The sequence below is a fragment of the Actinomadura sp. DC4 genome (assembly GCF_030406325.1).
Classification (GTDB): domain Bacteria; phylum Actinomycetota; class Actinomycetes; order Streptosporangiales; family Streptosporangiaceae; genus Actinoallomurus.
The window spans coordinates 304926-318900 of record NZ_JAUEQY010000005.1 but is presented as its reverse complement, the minus strand read 5'-3'; the positions used below and the strand labels follow the sequence as shown (position 1 = coordinate 318900).

15 protein-coding genes and 1 pseudogene are annotated in these 13975 nt (G+C 71.2%); 9 read left to right on the top strand and 7 right to left on the bottom strand.

The features are described 5' to 3' along the window. Window positions 1-39 precede the first annotated feature (39 nt). A pseudogene (locus QWU11_RS47280) lies at window positions 40-222 on the bottom strand (hypothetical protein); the annotation flags it as partial. Between QWU11_RS47280 and QWU11_RS10895 the strand changes: the two are divergent. From QWU11_RS10895 to QWU11_RS10880, 4 genes are all read left to right on the top strand, one after another. Then, window positions 158-649: an ATP-binding protein gene (locus QWU11_RS10895; protein ID WP_290105012.1), complete on the top strand. Its 492-nt coding sequence runs from the start codon at window positions 158-160 to the stop codon at window positions 647-649. The pseudogene QWU11_RS47280 and the gene QWU11_RS10895 overlap by 65 nt on opposite strands. A 39-nt stretch (window positions 650-688) precedes the next feature. After that, on the top strand, window positions 689-1033 hold the full coding sequence (locus QWU11_RS10890) for an STAS domain-containing protein (protein WP_290105011.1): 345 nt from the start codon (window positions 689-691) through the stop codon (window positions 1031-1033). A 287-nt stretch (window positions 1034-1320) separates the two neighbouring features. Next, complete coding sequence (locus tag QWU11_RS10885) at window positions 1321-2175, top strand: MerR family transcriptional regulator (RefSeq protein ID WP_290105010.1); 855 nt, start codon at window positions 1321-1323, stop codon at window positions 2173-2175. A gap of 23 nt (window positions 2176-2198) precedes the next feature. Next, window positions 2199-3164, top strand: coding sequence for a zinc-binding dehydrogenase (locus QWU11_RS10880; RefSeq protein ID WP_290105009.1), 966 nt, complete (start codon window positions 2199-2201; stop codon window positions 3162-3164). Window positions 3165-3203: 39 nt separating this feature from the next. On the opposite strand, the gene QWU11_RS10875 is transcribed toward QWU11_RS10880, so the two are convergent. From QWU11_RS10875 to QWU11_RS10860, 4 genes are all read right to left on the bottom strand, one after another. After that, the gene (locus QWU11_RS10875; RefSeq protein WP_290105008.1) at window positions 3204-3605 is read right to left on the bottom strand and encodes a DNA-binding protein; all 402 of its coding nucleotides are present in this window, start codon (window positions 3603-3605) and stop codon (window positions 3204-3206) included. A 103-nt stretch (window positions 3606-3708) separates the two neighbouring features. Then, complete coding sequence (locus tag QWU11_RS10870) at window positions 3709-4314, bottom strand: LysE family translocator (protein ID WP_290105007.1); 606 nt, start codon at window positions 4312-4314, stop codon at window positions 3709-3711. Window positions 4315-4342: 28 nt separating this feature from the next. Next, window positions 4343-4801 carry a DUF4279 domain-containing protein gene (locus tag QWU11_RS10865; protein ID WP_290105006.1) on the bottom strand — a complete coding sequence of 153 codons (459 nt, stop codon included), beginning with the start codon at window positions 4799-4801 and terminating at the stop codon, window positions 4343-4345. A gap of 5 nt (window positions 4802-4806) precedes the next feature. Then, complete coding sequence (locus QWU11_RS10860; RefSeq protein ID WP_290105005.1) at window positions 4807-5523, bottom strand: DUF4253 domain-containing protein; 717 nt, start codon at window positions 5521-5523, stop codon at window positions 4807-4809. A 68-nt stretch (window positions 5524-5591) separates the two neighbouring features. Here QWU11_RS10860 and QWU11_RS10855 point away from each other — a divergent pair, with 68 nt between their 5' ends. From QWU11_RS10855 to QWU11_RS10845, 3 genes are read left to right on the top strand one after another with little or no spacing between them, the layout of a single operon-like run. Further along, window positions 5592-6194, top strand: coding sequence for a TetR/AcrR family transcriptional regulator (locus tag QWU11_RS10855; protein WP_290105004.1), 603 nt, complete (start codon window positions 5592-5594; stop codon window positions 6192-6194). Beyond that, the gene (locus QWU11_RS10850) at window positions 6191-6853 is read left to right on the top strand and encodes a VC0807 family protein (protein ID WP_290105003.1); all 663 of its coding nucleotides are present in this window, start codon (window positions 6191-6193) and stop codon (window positions 6851-6853) included. The genes QWU11_RS10855 and QWU11_RS10850 overlap by 4 nt, the downstream gene beginning before the upstream one ends. Beyond that, on the top strand, window positions 6846-8201 hold the full coding sequence (locus QWU11_RS10845) for an FAD-dependent oxidoreductase (protein WP_290105002.1): 1356 nt from the start codon (window positions 6846-6848) through the stop codon (window positions 8199-8201). Before QWU11_RS10850 ends, QWU11_RS10845 begins: the two co-directional genes overlap by 8 nt. Window positions 8202-8577: 376 nt before the next feature. On the opposite strand, the gene QWU11_RS10840 is transcribed toward QWU11_RS10845, so the two are convergent. Both QWU11_RS10840 and QWU11_RS10835 read right to left on the bottom strand, forming a co-directional pair. Beyond that, entirely contained in the window at window positions 8578-8751 is a 174-nt protein-coding gene (locus tag QWU11_RS10840; protein WP_290105001.1) for a hypothetical protein, read from the bottom strand. Between the two features lie 85 nt (window positions 8752-8836). Beyond that, complete coding sequence (locus QWU11_RS10835) at window positions 8837-9265, bottom strand: hypothetical protein (RefSeq protein WP_290105000.1); 429 nt, start codon at window positions 9263-9265, stop codon at window positions 8837-8839. A gap of 160 nt (window positions 9266-9425) precedes the next feature. On the opposite strand from QWU11_RS10835, the gene QWU11_RS10830 reads away from it, so the two are divergent. Next, window positions 9426-12218 (top strand): multifunctional oxoglutarate decarboxylase/oxoglutarate dehydrogenase thiamine pyrophosphate-binding subunit/dihydrolipoyllysine-residue succinyltransferase subunit, encoded by a 2793-nt coding sequence (locus QWU11_RS10830; RefSeq protein WP_354670830.1) that lies wholly within the window; start codon window positions 9426-9428, stop codon window positions 12216-12218. 25 nt (window positions 12219-12243) lie between these two features. Continuing rightward, entirely contained in the window at window positions 12244-13962 is a 1719-nt protein-coding gene (locus QWU11_RS10825; RefSeq protein ID WP_290104998.1) for a 1-deoxy-D-xylulose-5-phosphate synthase, read from the top strand. The last annotated feature ends 13 nt before the right edge of the window (window positions 13963-13975 follow it).

Here is a 13975-nt window from a genome sequence, read left to right as displayed (position 1 = left end):
AATCCGCTCTCTCACGGGGGCTCTCACCACGCCCGACGTACGGCAATGTGCGCACCTGACGTCTGCTCCCTCACAAAGATGTAACAAAGCCCGGCAAATGGGTACGACACCCCTCGTAGGGCCGTGACGGGCGACGAAAACCAGGACGATCGCCTCATTGAGCGACGAATGGGCAAGGTGGGACGTGGTGGCAACTCTTGGGGCCGCAGTGGCGCACCCCACGGTGCGATACCACCGGCGGATGCCGGTGGGATCGGGGGATCAGGTAGACGAGATGGACTTCACGGTGGACCATCTCCCAGGCGTGCGACAGTTCGTCGCAGCGCGCGCCCGAGAGAGCGGACTCAGCGAAGAAGCCGCAGGCGACCTGGTGATCGCCGTGAACGAGATCGCCACCAACGGCGTGCGTCACGGTTCACCGAAGGCCGAGCTTCACATGTGGACCTCTGACGGCCGCGTGATCGCCGAAATCCGCGACGAGGGCCGGTGGATACCGTCGGGCGCCGGTGAGGCCCCGCCTTCCTCTGACGCCGAGGGCGGCATGGGCCTGTGGGTGACCCGCCAGATCTGTTCGGCGGTGCACATCACCGCAGGTGAGAGCGGTACCATCGTTCGACTTGAGATGCCCCTCCCATCACGGCACGTCTGACCGGTACGGTGGCGTCCACTGAGTTCCGTGGAGGTCACCGTGGCAGCGCTCGAACTCAGCTCCACTCGCCATGGCGACCGTACGGTCGTCGCGATCAAGGGGGAGCTGGATATCGTCAGCCGTACCCAGTTCACCGCCCATCTGGACGGTGTGATCAGGGATCACGGCAGCAGGATCATCCTTGACTTCTCGGGCCTGAGCTTCATCGACACCAGCGCCCTGAGCACGGTCGTCCTGTACTGGAAGCGCCTCTCGGCCACCGACGGCGGCATGCTCCTGCTGGCCGGCGCGGAGTACACCACCGCCCGCGTCCTGTGGATCACCGGTCTGGCTCAGCGCCTGCCGATGTACGACGACGTGGAAGCCGCGCTGGCGGCCTCCTGAGCGGCTGGGCGCCCTGACCGCTTCCGGGGCGTTTCCTAGGCAGCGGCCAGGGCGCGGTGGGTCCAAGGTGAAAGACGGGCGACATCGCCGCCCGCCTTTCGTTCCCCGGTTTCCCCCCTTGAGGTCTGAGCGGGTGAGCCGCTCGCCGCGGGACCGATGTGTGCACCGGTAGCCGGACTTGCCCCCGCGACCTCGGCTTATATCCCCCTGTGAAGACCTCGTCTTCGAAGCTAGGTCGAGTGCGCAAGTCTTGTCAAATGTTCGTCTAAGGCTTGTAAATTGGAGTGGTGGAACCCGAGTCGGCGATGCTGCGGATCGGCGAACTCAGCCGGCGGCTCGGAGTCAGCGCCCACGTCCTGCGAGCGTGGGAGCGCCGGTACGGCGTCCTGCGCCCCGCGCGGTCGGAGGGCGGCTATCGCCTGTACTCCGAGGCGGATGAACACCGCATCCGCGTCATGCAGCAACACCTCGCCCGCGGTCTGTCCGCGGCCGAGGCGGCACAGGCATCCCTGCGCCAGGCTTCCGCCTCCCCCGACTCCTCCGTCGCCGTCGAGACACTCGCCCGAGCCTTGGAAGGCTTCGACGAACCCTCGGCACAAGACGTCCTGGACCGGTTGCTGACCGACTTCACGCCGGAGACCGTGCTCCGCGACGTCGTCCTGCCCTACCTCCACGAGCTCGGCGAGCGCTGGGACCGCGGGGAGGCCACCGTCGCGCACGAACACTTCGCGACCAACGTCGTACGCTCGCGGGTGGCCGCGCTCGGGCGTGGCTGGGGCCGGGGCGTCGGGCCGCGGGCGCTCCTCGCCTGCCCGCCCGGCGAGCTTCACGACATCGCGCTGCTGGCGTTCGGTGTCGTGCTCTACCGCAACGGGTGGCGCGTCGACTTCCTCGGCGCCGCGACGCCCACGCCGGACCTGATCCGTACCGCCGAGGCCGATCCTCCACGGTTCGTCGTCCTGTCCTCCCCGGACCCCGCGCGCTTCGCCGGCCTGGAGCCGGAGCTGCGGCGGCTCGCGGGCATCGCGCCCCTCGCGCTCGGCGGACGCGGCGCCACCTCGAAGGTGGCGCGAGACGTCGGCGCCCGTCTGCTGGCCGGCGACCCGGTCACCGAGGCGGAGCGCCTCTTGACCTCAACCTAGGTCGAGGTCCCATGCTCGACCTCATGAGAGCCGTGTGGTTGAAGGAGTTCGGCGAGCCGTCGGTGCTCGTCGCGGGAGAGGCCCCCGAGCCCGAGGCCGGCCCCGGGCAGGTGCTGGTCGACGTCGCGTACGCGAACATCACGTTCGTCGAGACCCAGTTCCGGGCGAGCGGCTTCGGGCCGTTCGCGGGTGAGCCGCCGGTCATCCCGGGCAACGGCGTCGGCGGCGTGGTCGCCTCGGCCGGCGCCGGGGTCTCCCCTGAGCTGATCGGCCGGCGCGTGGTCGGCAGCCTGGGCGGCACCGGCGGCTACGCCGAGCGTGCCGTCGTGGCCGCGGACGTGCTCGTGGAGGTGCCGGACGGGGTCGAGCTGGAGGCCGCGGTGGCGTTGCTGGCCGACGGCCGTACGGCGCTGTCCCTGCTTCGTGCCGCGGACGTACGGTCCGGGGAACGGGTGCTGGTCGAGGCGGCGGCGGGAGGCGTGGGCTCGCTACTGGTCCAGTTGGCCCGTACGGCGGGCGCGGTGGTGATCGCGGCGGCGGGCGGGCCGCGCAAGGCCGGGCTGGCGCGTGACCTCGGCGCCGATGTCGCGGTGGACTACCTCGCGCCGGACTGGACCGCGGAGGTGGGCACGGTGGACGTGGTGTTCGACGGGGTGGGCGGTCCGATCGCGCTCGCGGCGTTCGACCGGCTCGGCCCCGGGGGCCGGATGCTGAGCTACGGCCTCGCGAGCGGCGCGTGGGCATCCATCTCGCCCGAGTCGGCCGCCGAGCGTGACGTGTCGCTCGTACGGCCCCGTCCGACACCGGAGGAGTCGCGGGCGCTGACCGCCGCCGCGCTGGCCGAGGCCGAGACGGGCCGGCTGCGCCCGGTGATCGGGCAGCGGTTCCCGCTCGAACGGGCGGCGGACGCGCACTCCGCGATCGAGGCGCGTGCCACCGTGGGCAAGACGCTGCTGTCGGTCAGTGCTCCGCGGCCAGGCGGGCGCTGAAGTGTCCGGGCCTGGTCACATGCCGCACCGCCGACCGGCTCAGTTCTCCGTGCGGGCGGCCAGGCGCTGGTGACGCTGGCGGGCGGCCTGGGCCGAGCCGAGTCCCATGTGGAAGCCGATCTGCTGCCAGGTCATGCCGCGCCCCCGCGCCATCTCCAGCAGCCCGATCTCCGTCTCGTCCACCTCGGTCCGCGCCAGGTGGACCAGGGCGAGAGCCGCGGCGATGTCGTCGGCGTCCGCATTCGGCTCGCCGTCCACGGGCACCTGGCCGCCACCCGCGACGAGGGCGACCTGGCGTACGGCGTCCAGGGGCCCCATGGGGATCTGGGAGTTTTCCCAGCGCTCGCGCGACTCACCGCGCGCGTGCCGTTCGGTCAGCCGGAGCAGCGCCGCGTACCTGTGCCGGGGGTCGGCCGGCGTGCCGGAAAAAGCGTCTATCACCCCCTCATGCTAGAAAGTGAACGATCCGTTGTCAATATTTCGTTGACAACGCTTCGTTCATGTTCACTACGGCGCGCCATCGTGGGCAAGACGCTGCTGTCGGTCAGTGCTCCGCCGCCAGGCGGGCGCTGAACCCGAGCAGGGCCGTGCCGGTGGCGGCGTCGAGCCCCCGGCGTACGCGGGGGCGCGTCAGGACGTGGCGTACGCGGCTCATGAGGACGGTCAGCGTCAGGAGGTAGCACAGGGACAGGGCGGCGTGGCTGAGCGCGTAGGCGAGAAGCGCCGGCAGACCCGCGTCGCCGTCAAGGAACTGCGGCAGCACGGCCAGGTAGAAGACGAGCACCTTGGGGTTGGTGATGTTGGACAGGAAGCCCTGCCGCCAGCCGCCGGAGGCTCCTTCGCCCTCCTTCGGCTCCGGATAGGTGCCGCGGACCGCCGCACGGATCGCCTGGACGCCGAGGAAGGCGAGATAGGCGACACCCGCCCATTTGACCGCCTCGAAGACCGGCTGGGCCCGTACGATCACCGCGCCCAGGCCGGTGGCCGCCGCGACACCCTGGACGGCGTTGGAGGTGGCGACTCCGACGGCGCTCCAGGCCCCGCGCCGCCGCCCGGCGGCGAGCGTGTTCTTGGTGACCACCGCGAAGTCGGGTCCGGGCATGATGACGAGGATGACCGCGAAGACGAGGAACGACCCGTATGACGCCATAGCGCCACGTTAGTCCGGTTGCTGACGGTCAGCCGTACTCGTCCACGTCGAGGTACGCCCCCGTCGCGACGAGGAACTCCAGCACCTCGCGATCGAGCGTCCAGCCCAGGAGCCGATGCCGGCCGGGAAGCTTCTGCAGGGCCACCCCGGGCGGGCTGAGCTCCTCGTCCTCACCGTCGGGGTCGTCGAGGTAACGCACCACCTCGAGGACCGCAGCACCGTGCCCGGCCAGCGCCTGCGACAGCGCCACGATCCGGTCCCGGTACGGCCGGAGCCGCTCCATGATCCGCCCGACCTGCTGGTCCACCGTCAGCCCACCGTCCGCGCAGACGATCTTCCAGGAGTGGCTGACCGGCCGTGGCGGATCCGCCGTACGGCTCCCGCGGACCGACACCTCGTCCGGCTCCAGCCCCAGCCGGGCCGTCATCTCCGCGGCCGGGACGACGGAGCTGCGCAGAGCGAAGTAGGCGTACTGACTGATCCGCATCCGTCCTAGTCCCACCAGAACTCCCACACATGGCCGCCGACCAGGCCGGCGGCGTACTCGGCGAAGGGGGTGAACTCCCGCATCGTGTCAGTGCCGGTCAGGAAGTGTTCCAGCGCGACATGTGCGGCGTGGCCGGCCGTGGCCGGCGGGCGTGCGACCGACACCCACAGCCTGGCGCCCTGGAAGGCGACGACGCGCGCGCCGAAGCGATCTTCCCGGCTACGGAACAGCGCGCACAGCCGGCCGAGGGCGGTCTCCGCGCCCCAGCCGACGACAGCGGGGATGTCCGCGTTGCGCTCGACGGGGACCAGCACCAGGTGACAGTCGTCGAGCCGCTTGAGCAGCCGGCGTACGACGGCCGCCGCGACCCTGTCCGGATCGGGCGTTGCCGGACTCGCCGGGACGGGCGGCGCGAGGCCGGGCCATTCCGCGAAGGGGGGCAGTAGGCCGTCCTCGTCCGGTTCCTGCTGGTCGGCGCGTTCCTCGCGCCAGGCGCCTTCCAGTTCGGCGTCCAAGTCGATCCCGTCGACCTCGTCCAGCGGGCAGGTGGCGCCGTGCGAGGAGGGCCACGAGAACAGGACCGGACGGTGCCCGGTCGCGTCCCGCCGTTCGTGACACCGCGCCCAGAGTCCGGCCGGTTCGCTCACCGGCTCATCAGAGATCCACAGTCGCCGTCCGGGGCCGTCGACGGTCCGGCCCGGGGGCATGCCGCTCTCGCTCACGGCCGCACGATACGCCCGGCCTCGGATCGGCGCTTGCGCGTTTTGCTCGGCCAAGCTAAGTTTTGCTCATGCGAGCAAGAACCTTCACCGAGTCGGGCAGACGGGCCCAGATCGTGACCGCGGCGATCGAGGTGATAGCCGAGGTCGGCTACACCAAGGCCTCCTTCAGCCGGATCGCGAAACACGCGGGCCTGTCGAGCACCGGCATGATCAGCTACCACTTCGCCGGCAAGGACGACCTGCTCACGGCGTGCGTCGCCGAGATCGAACATGTCACCGGGACGTTCATGCAGCCGCGCATCGAGGCCGCCGACGGCCACGTCGCGCAGCTGCGCGCCTACGTCGAGGCGAACGTCGCCCTCGTCGGTGAGCACCGCGCCGCCGTACGGGCACTGATCGACATCGTGCGGAACGCCCCTACGGCGAGCCCCGGCGTCAGCGGACGTGTCGCGCTGTTCGAGGAGCACTTCCGTACCGGCCAGGAGGCGGGCGCCTTCCGCCCCTTCGACACGCGGACCGTGGCGATCGCCCTCACCAGCGGACTCGACGCCGTCGTCGTCACCGCGGCCGAGACCACACCCGAACCCACTGATCTCGCCCGCCTCGGCCGCGAGCTCGCCGATCTGTACGTACGGGCCACCGCGCCCATCTCCGAAGGAGAGTCCGCATGATGATCGACGAGAGGCCCGCGGGCGACGCGGGACTGCGCCGGGTGATCCGCGCCAATGTGCTCACCGTCGTGTTCGAGGTGATCGTGCCGATGGCGCTGTTCTACGGCCTGCGCGCCGCCGGCGTCAGCCAGTGGTGGGCGCTCATGGCCGGAGTCCTGGTCGCCGCCCCGTACGCGGTGTGGACCATCGTGCGCAGCCGCCGTATCGACCTCGTCGCCCTGGTCACGCTGAGCGTCCTGGTGCTGTCGGTCGTGCTCGGCCTGCTGTCGGACGATCCGCGCACCCTGGCCATCCGGGAGGGCTGGACCGCCGCGCTGGGCGGCCTGTTCGGCGCGTGGATGCTGGTCACCGTCTTCCTCGCCAAACCCGCCCAGCTGACCCTGGGCCGTACGATCGCCGAGATCAAGCGCGGCGCCGAGGGCGCGGACGCCTGGGCTGCCCGCTGGGACACCGACGCGCGGTTCCGGCGCGGCCTGCGCATCAACACGGCCGTCTGGGGCGCCGTCCTGCTGGCCAGCGCCGTGGTGCACATCGTGCTCGTCTACGCGCTGCCGATCGACCTGATCTCCGGGGTCACCACCGTGGTCTGGTTCGCCACGCTGGGCTGCCTGGTCACCTGGCACATCTGGTATCTCCGCAAGGAGAACCTCGATGCCTGACATCCTGGTGGCCGGCGGCGGCCCGACGGGACTCCTGACCGCGTACGAGCTGGAGCGGGCGGGCCTCGACGTCCTGGTCCTGGAACGCGACGCCCGGCCGACCGCGCAGTCGAAGGCCCTCGCCGTGCAGCCCCGCTCGGTCGAGGTGCTGGCGGACCGCGGCCTGCTGGAGGCGATCGAGCCGTACGCCGAGGCGCGCGTGCCCGCCGGGCACTTCTCGGGCGTCCCGATCGACTACACCGACCTGCCGACGCGCTTCCCGTACCAGCTCGGCATCGAACAGGCGCACATAGCGGCGGCGATCGAGGCGCGGCTACGTACTCCGGTGCTGCGCGGCGCGGCCGTCACCGCCGTGTCACAGGACGGCGAGGGCGTCACCGTCACGGCGGGCGGACGCGACCACCGGGCGGGCTGGCTGGTCGCGGCCGACGGTGGCCACAGCACGGTCCGTACGCTGCTGGGCGCGGCGTTCCCGGGCACGTCGGCGCGGGTCTCGCTGGTCGTCGCCGACCTTCGCCTCGCGGGCGAACCGGCCGGGCTCGCGGACGAATGGCAGCTGCCGTCGTCGACGTCGGGATTCCTGCTGCCGCTGTCGGGCGGACGCCACCGCGTGATCATCTTCGGGGAGGAGCAGCAGCGGCTGGGCCGGGACGCGCCCGTTACGGCCGGGGAGCTGCAGAGGGGGCTGACCGCCGCGCACGGACCGGGCATCGAGGTGGGCGAGGTGCTGTGGGCTTCGAGGTTCGGCGACGCGGCCCGGCAGCTGCAGCGGTACCGCCACGGCCGCGTGCTCTTCGCGGGCGACGCGGCGCACGTCCACCTCCCGGTCGGCGGCCAGGGGCTGAATCTGGGCCTGCAGGACGCGGTGAACCTCGGCTGGAAACTGGCCGCGCAGGTCCGGGGGCATGCGCCTTCGGGGTTGCTCGACAGCTATCACGACGAGCGCCATCCGATCGCCGCCCGTGTACTGCTGAGCACCCGAGCGCAGGCGGTACTCGGTGTGCCGGACCCCGACGCTTCGGCCGTCCGGGAGATCGTGACGGGGCTGCTGGCCGTCCCGGAGGCCCGCCACGCCGTCGCGCTGGAACTGTCGGGCATCGGGATCACCTACCCGGAGGTGTCCGGCCGCGCCGTGGACGTCCCGGCCGCCCTGGACGGCCGCGCCGTCCTCATCGGCGCACCCGCGCCGGAGGGCTGGACGGACCGCGTCGAAGTCCGCGACGGCGGAGACCCCCGGTTGGTCCGCCCTGACGGCTACGTGGCCTGGGCCGGCGGCCCTGGCCTGGAGACGGCACTGCACCGCTGGTTCGGCCCTCCGAGCCTCAACGGCCACAAGGCAGTGGCATGATCCGGCCCATGCGTGCGCGGGAGTGGCTGAGCACAGAAGACCGGCAGGGAACGGGACTACGTGGTGACCCATGCGGTCGGCTGGGCGGAAGACACGGCCACCGACCGCGATCCCAGCGAACTCGCCGACTTTTCTCCCGGCGCTGACCCGGCCCGCATCCTGGGCTAGAGACCTGCTGATGGCCGGGCCCCGGCTCGTCCGCCCAGATGACCACGTGACCTGGTCCTCAGATCAGGCCGAAGGCGCTGGGGAGATCCAGAAAAAGCCTTTCCCAAGACGCGTTGAGGCTCCGTCACGGGACAAACCGTCTCAGCCGGCCTCCGCCTGGTCTTCAGGCAGGGCGCGACTGCGCCGAGGTAAGGCGAGTTCGTCGAGGTCAGGCGGGTTTGTGGAGGTCGGAGCGGGCCTCGTCCGCGAGTTCGTGGATCTTCTCTTCGGTCTCTCGCAGTTTGGCCTCGGCCTGGGCGGTGCGCTCGGCGGCGCGGCGCTCCCGTCCGGTCGGCGTTCGGTTCGTGCGGTCCTTTCGCTTCAAACGGTCGAACAATCCCATCCCACTCACTCCTTCGGTCGCGCTCGGTTCGGTGCGAGCGGAAGATCCCCGATATCCAACGTTTTACTCCGATACGACGGGCGCCTCATGTCTCCAGGCCCGTGAGCAGTCTCGCAACGTCCAGTCCGCTGGTGAGATAGTCGACGAACAGAGGGTTGTTCAACGCCCACTTGGACCGGCGGTAGCGGATCAGGAAGATCGCATCTTCGGCGGCGTGGCCCATCGTGACGAGAGCCTGCGCGACGACCAGGCCGGAGCGGTTGTAGCCGGAATGGCAGCGGATCAGGACACGACGGCCGTCGCCGACGGCCTCCGCGGCGAGGTCCGCCAAGCGGCAGATCGACTCGATCTGGTCCGGGTTCAGCGGCCCGTCCGGGGTCTCGGCGTAGTGGTGCTCCACTCCTGGGGCCGGGCCGTGGCCGTCGCGCTGGTAGAGGCTGATGACCAGGTCGAAATCGCTGCCGACGATGGCAGGCTGCCGGCTTCCGGTCTGATCCCAGAAGTGGCCGCCCATCCACAGCCCGGTGACGATCTCGTCCCAGGGGGAATTCGCGTCAGGCGCTTGCCGCCCTCGGTCCGCACGGTGTCTCTCCTGGTGGTGTCCATCCAGACATACAGGCTCTCGAAAGCAGATGTCCGGATGTGCCGCTTTCATGACCAGTTGAGCTGCCGCGATGCCCTCCGCGTCGCCGTACGTTCAAAGAACACGACGGCGACCGGCCGTACGAAGGCACCGGCGTCGCCCCGACTGTTCGCAACAGGGAAAGAAGGCGTTTTACGCCGTGATGTCACGATCGCGCAGCGGCCTGGAGCCGTCGCACGTGTCGGAGTTCGGCCTCCACAGCTGGCTCGTGGAGGAACAGCATCAGCGCTATCTCGACGATCCGGACTCCGTGGACCAGGTGTGGCGGGACTTCTTCGCCACGGCCACCGAGGCGCCGGCCGACGCGCCCCCGCAGCAGGACGACGCCGACAAGGCCGTACGCCTGGCCGGGCTGATCCACGCCTATCGTGTACGCGGGCATCTGAGCGCCGCGACCGATCCCCTCGCGTCGGAGCGGCCGCCCCTTCATCCGGACCTCGGCATCCACGCCCACGGCCTCGTCGACGAGGACCTGGACCGCGAGTTCGCCGTCGCCGGCTTCGCCGGGAAGACCAGGGCCAGGCTGCGGGACGTACTCACCACGCTTCAGGACGCCTACTGCCGGACCGTCAGCGTCGAGTACATGCACATCCGCGACGCGCGCGAGCGTTCGTGGATTCAGCAGCGCGTCGAAGCCCCCCGGCCGCGGTTCACGCAGGCCGAGCAGCAGCGGATCCTGTACCGGCTGGGCGCCGCGGAGGCCTTCGAGACGTTCCTCCACGTCAAGTACGTGGGGCACAAGCGCTACTCCCTCGAAGGCGGGGAGTCGGCCATCGTCCTCCTCGACGCGTTGCTCCACCGCGCCATCGGGGACGGCCTGCCGGAGGCCGTCATCGGCATGGCGCACCGCGGCCGGCTCAACGTCCTCGCCAACATCGTCGGCAAGTCCTACGCCCAGATGTTCCACGAGTTCGAGGACGCGGCCGACATCCGGTCGATCCACGGCTCCGGCGACGTGAAGTACCACCTCGGTGCGGACGGGGTGTTCCGCGCCGAGGACGGGCGCTCGATCGCCGTCTCCGTCGTGGCCAACCCGTCCCACCTGGAGATCGTGGGTCCGGTGGCCGAAGGCGTCGTACGGGCCAAGCAGGACCTGACGGCGGCGCCCTTCGCCGTACTCCCGGTCGTGGTCCACGGCGACGCCGCCTTCGCCGGGCAGGGCGTGGTGGCCGAGACGCTCAACGTGTCACAGCTGGAGGGCTACCGCACCGGCGGGACCGTCCACGTGGTCGTCAACAACCAGCTCGGCTTCACCACGGCGCCCGCAAGCGGCCGGTCCAGCACCTACGCGACCGACGTCGCCCGTACCGTCGAGGCCCCGATCTTCCACGTCAACGGCGACGACCCGGAAGCGGTGGTACAGGTGGCGCACGCGGCGTTCGAGTACCGCCAGGCGTTCCACAAGGACGTGGTCATCGACCTGGTGTGTTACCGGCGCCACGGCCACAGCGAGGTCGACGACCCCTCCATCACCCAGCCCGCCATGTACGAGCGCATCGCGGCCAAGTCCTCGGTACGCGAGCTGTACGCGGAAACGCTGCTGCGCCAGGGCGACATCGGGGAGAAAGACGTCGAGTTCGCCCGCCGGGACTACCGCGATCGGCTGGAGCGGGCGTTCGCCGAGACCCGGGAACCGCCCCCATCGACGGGCGAGGTCTCCGTCGCCTCCCCGAGCGCGGCCCGTACGGCGATCAGCGAGGTGACCGCCCGGCACGTCCTGGCGACGCAGTCCGTGCTGCCGCCGGGGTTCGCCGTCCATCCTCGGGTGCTGCCGCAGCTTCAACGCCGCGTCGCGATGCCGGACACCGGAAAGGTGGACTGGGCGACCGGGGAGACCCTGGCGATCGGCTCTCTGCTGCTGGACGGGGTGCCCGTACGGCTGGCCGGGCAGGACTCGCGCCGCGGTACGTTCGGCCAGCGGCACGCCGTGCTCACCGACCGCACCACCGGTGCGGAGTACGTCCCGCTGAACGCCCTCGGACCGGCGGCCTTCTCTCCGTACGACTCGTCGCTGTCCGAACTCGCGGCGGTGGCGTTCGAGTACGGCTACTCGCTCGCCCGCCCTGACGCCCTGGTCCTGTGGGAGGCGCAGTTCGGCGACTTCGCCAACGGCGCCCAGACGGTCGTCGACGAGTACATCTCCTCGTCGGAGCAGAAGTGGGGACAGCGTTCCGGGGTCACGCTGCTGCTGCCGCACGGCCTGGAAGGGCAGGGTCCGGACCACTCCTCGGGCCGGATCGAGCGGTTCCTCCAGCTGTGCGCCCAGGACAACATGACCATCGCCATGCCCTCGCTCCCGGGCAACTACTTCCATCTGCTCCGGCAGCAGGCGCTCGGGGGCTCGCGCCGCCCGCTGGTGGTCTTCACCCCCAAGTCGATGTTGCGGCTCAAGGCGGCCACGTCCACGTTGGAGGAGTTCACCACGGGAGGTTTCCGTGCCGTCATACCGGACGGCACGTGCGACCCTTCTCGCGTCAGACGGGTGCTGCTCTGCTCGGGCAAGGTCTTCTACGACCTGGACGCGTACCGGCGCGAGGCGGGTGTGACCGACACGGCCATCGTCCGGCTGGAGCGCCTGTACCCCTTCCCCGGGGACGAGCTCCACCGGGAGCTGCGCCGTCATCCGGACCACGCCGAGGTTCGCTGGGTCCAGGAGGAGCCGGCCAACCAGGGGGCGTGGACGTTCGTCGGCCCGCGCGTGGGCTCGATGGCGGCGGGTGTGGTCGCCCGGGTGAGCCGCCCGGACGCCTCCGCGCCGGCCGTCGGGTCCGCGCACCGGCACGCCGCCGAGCAGCGGGGCCTCGTACGCGACGCCTTCGCCTGACGCGTTCGGCGAGGAGAGACGACACGTGACCCTGCTGGAAGACCTCAACGAGCCGGCCGACCTGCGGCGTCTCGGCCATCCGGAGCTGGCCGCGCTCGCCGGGGAGATCCGCGATTTCCTCATCCGGAACGTCGCGGAGACGGGAGGGCACCTCGGGCCGAACCTCGGTGTGGTCGAGCTGACCCTGGCGCTGCACCGGACCTTCGACTCGCCGCGCGACACCCTGCTCTGGGACGTCGGCCACCAGTCGTACGTTCACAAGATCGTCACTGGTCGCGCCGGCCGGTTCGCCGGGCTGCGGCGCCACGGCGGCCTGTCCGGCTATCCCAGCCGTACGGAGTCCCCGCACGATCACATCGAGCACTCCCACGCGTCGGCGGCGCTCTCCTACGCGGACGGCATGGCCAAGGCTCGCGCGCTGTCCGGAGAGACGGACCGCCACATCGTGGCCATCGTGGGTGACGGCGCCCTGACGGGCGGGCTGGCCTGGGAGGCGCTCAACAACATCGCGGCGGCGCCCGAACGCCCCGTGGTGATCGTCGTGAACGACAACGGGCGCTCGTACGCCCCCACCGTGGGAGGCCCCGCGCGGCGCCTCGCTCCCCACGTGCTCCTGGGCGTCGAGTATCTGGGCCCGGTCGACGGGCACGACATCCCGGCCCTGGAAGAGGCGCTGGAGCGCGCCAAGGCGTACGGGGCTCCCGTCATCGTCCACTGCGTGACGCGCAAGGGCCTCGGCTACCGGCCGGCCGAGGAGGACGACGAGGATCACCTCCACGGGGTCGGGGTGATCGACCCGCTCACCGGCCGGCCACGGCGCTCCGGCGGGCTCGGCTGGTCCGCCGCCTTCGGGGACCAGATGGTCTCCCTCGCCGCCGAGCGCCGGGACCTGGTCGCCATCACCGCCGCCATGCCCGGATCCGTGGGCCTGGCTGGGTTCGCGGCGGCGTACCCGACACGGTTCTTCGACGTCGGGATCGCCGAGCAGCATGCGGTGGCGTCGGCCGCCGGGCTCGCGATGGCGGGCCTGCATCCGGTGGTCGCGCTCTACGGCACCTTCCTCAACCGGGCCCTCGACCAGGTGCTGATGGACCTCGCGCTGCACCGGCTGGGCACGACCCTCGTCGTGGACCGGGCGGGCGTCACCGGAGACGACGGCCCGAGCCACAACGGTCTGTGGGATCTCGCCCTGCTCCAGCCGGTGCCGGGGCTGCGCATCGCGGCGCCACGCGACCTGCCCACACTCCGCGAGTCCTTGCGCGAGGCGATCGACGTCGACGACGCGCCCACCGTCGTCCGGTTCCCGCGAGGTGCCGTCGGCGCGGACGTGCCCGCCCTCCGCCGCACCGGTGGCGTCGACGTGTTGCGCGAGTCGTCCGGAGGGGTCCTCGTGATCGCGGTCGGGGTGATGGCCCAGGTGGCGCTGGAGGCGTCGCGGAAGTGCGCCCGGCAGGGCGTGGACACCACGGTGGTCGACCCGCGGTGGGTCAAGCCGCTGCCCGCCGAACTGCTCCGGCTGGCCGCGCGGCACTCCGCGGTGGTCACGGTCGAGGACGGCGTGCGCGCCGGGGGCGTCGGGGCGGCGTTCGTCCAGTCGCTGCACGACGCCGGGGTACGCGCCGACGTCCGGGTGCTGGGGGTGGCCGACGGCTTTCCCGAACAGGGCACGCGCGCGGAGATCCTGGCCGAGGCCGGTCTGAGCGCGGAGTCCGTCGCCGAGGCGGTGCTGGCTGCGGGCGCGTAAGACAGGCGCGTGA

What these genes read in the sequence shown, in the direction of transcription:
- QWU11_RS10880 (WP_290105009.1), top strand. Translation starts at nt 2,199, where the DNA reads ATGAGAGCCGTGTGGTTGAAGGAGTTCGGCGAGCCGTCGGTGCTCGTC.
- QWU11_RS10870 (WP_290105007.1), bottom strand. Translation starts at nt 4,314, where the DNA reads ATGGCGTCATACGGGTCGTTCCTCGTCTTCGCGGTCATCCTCGTCATC.
- QWU11_RS10865 (WP_290105006.1), bottom strand. Translation starts at nt 4,801, where the DNA reads ATGCGGATCAGTCAGTACGCCTACTTCGCTCTGCGCAGCTCCGTCGTC.
- QWU11_RS10855 (WP_290105004.1), top strand. Translation starts at nt 5,592, where the DNA reads ATGCGAGCAAGAACCTTCACCGAGTCGGGCAGACGGGCCCAGATCGTG.
- QWU11_RS10850 (WP_290105003.1), top strand. Translation starts at nt 6,191, where the DNA reads ATGATGATCGACGAGAGGCCCGCGGGCGACGCGGGACTGCGCCGGGTG.
- QWU11_RS10845 (WP_290105002.1), top strand. Translation starts at nt 6,846, where the DNA reads ATGCCTGACATCCTGGTGGCCGGCGGCGGCCCGACGGGACTCCTGACC.
- QWU11_RS10840 (WP_290105001.1), bottom strand. Translation starts at nt 8,751, where the DNA reads ATGGGATTGTTCGACCGTTTGAAGCGAAAGGACCGCACGAACCGAACG.
- QWU11_RS10835 (WP_290105000.1), bottom strand. Translation starts at nt 9,265, where the DNA reads ATGGGCGGCCACTTCTGGGATCAGACCGGAAGCCGGCAGCCTGCCATC.
- QWU11_RS10830 (WP_354670830.1), top strand. Translation starts at nt 9,426, where the DNA reads ATGCCCTCCGCGTCGCCGTACGTTCAAAGAACACGACGGCGACCGGCC.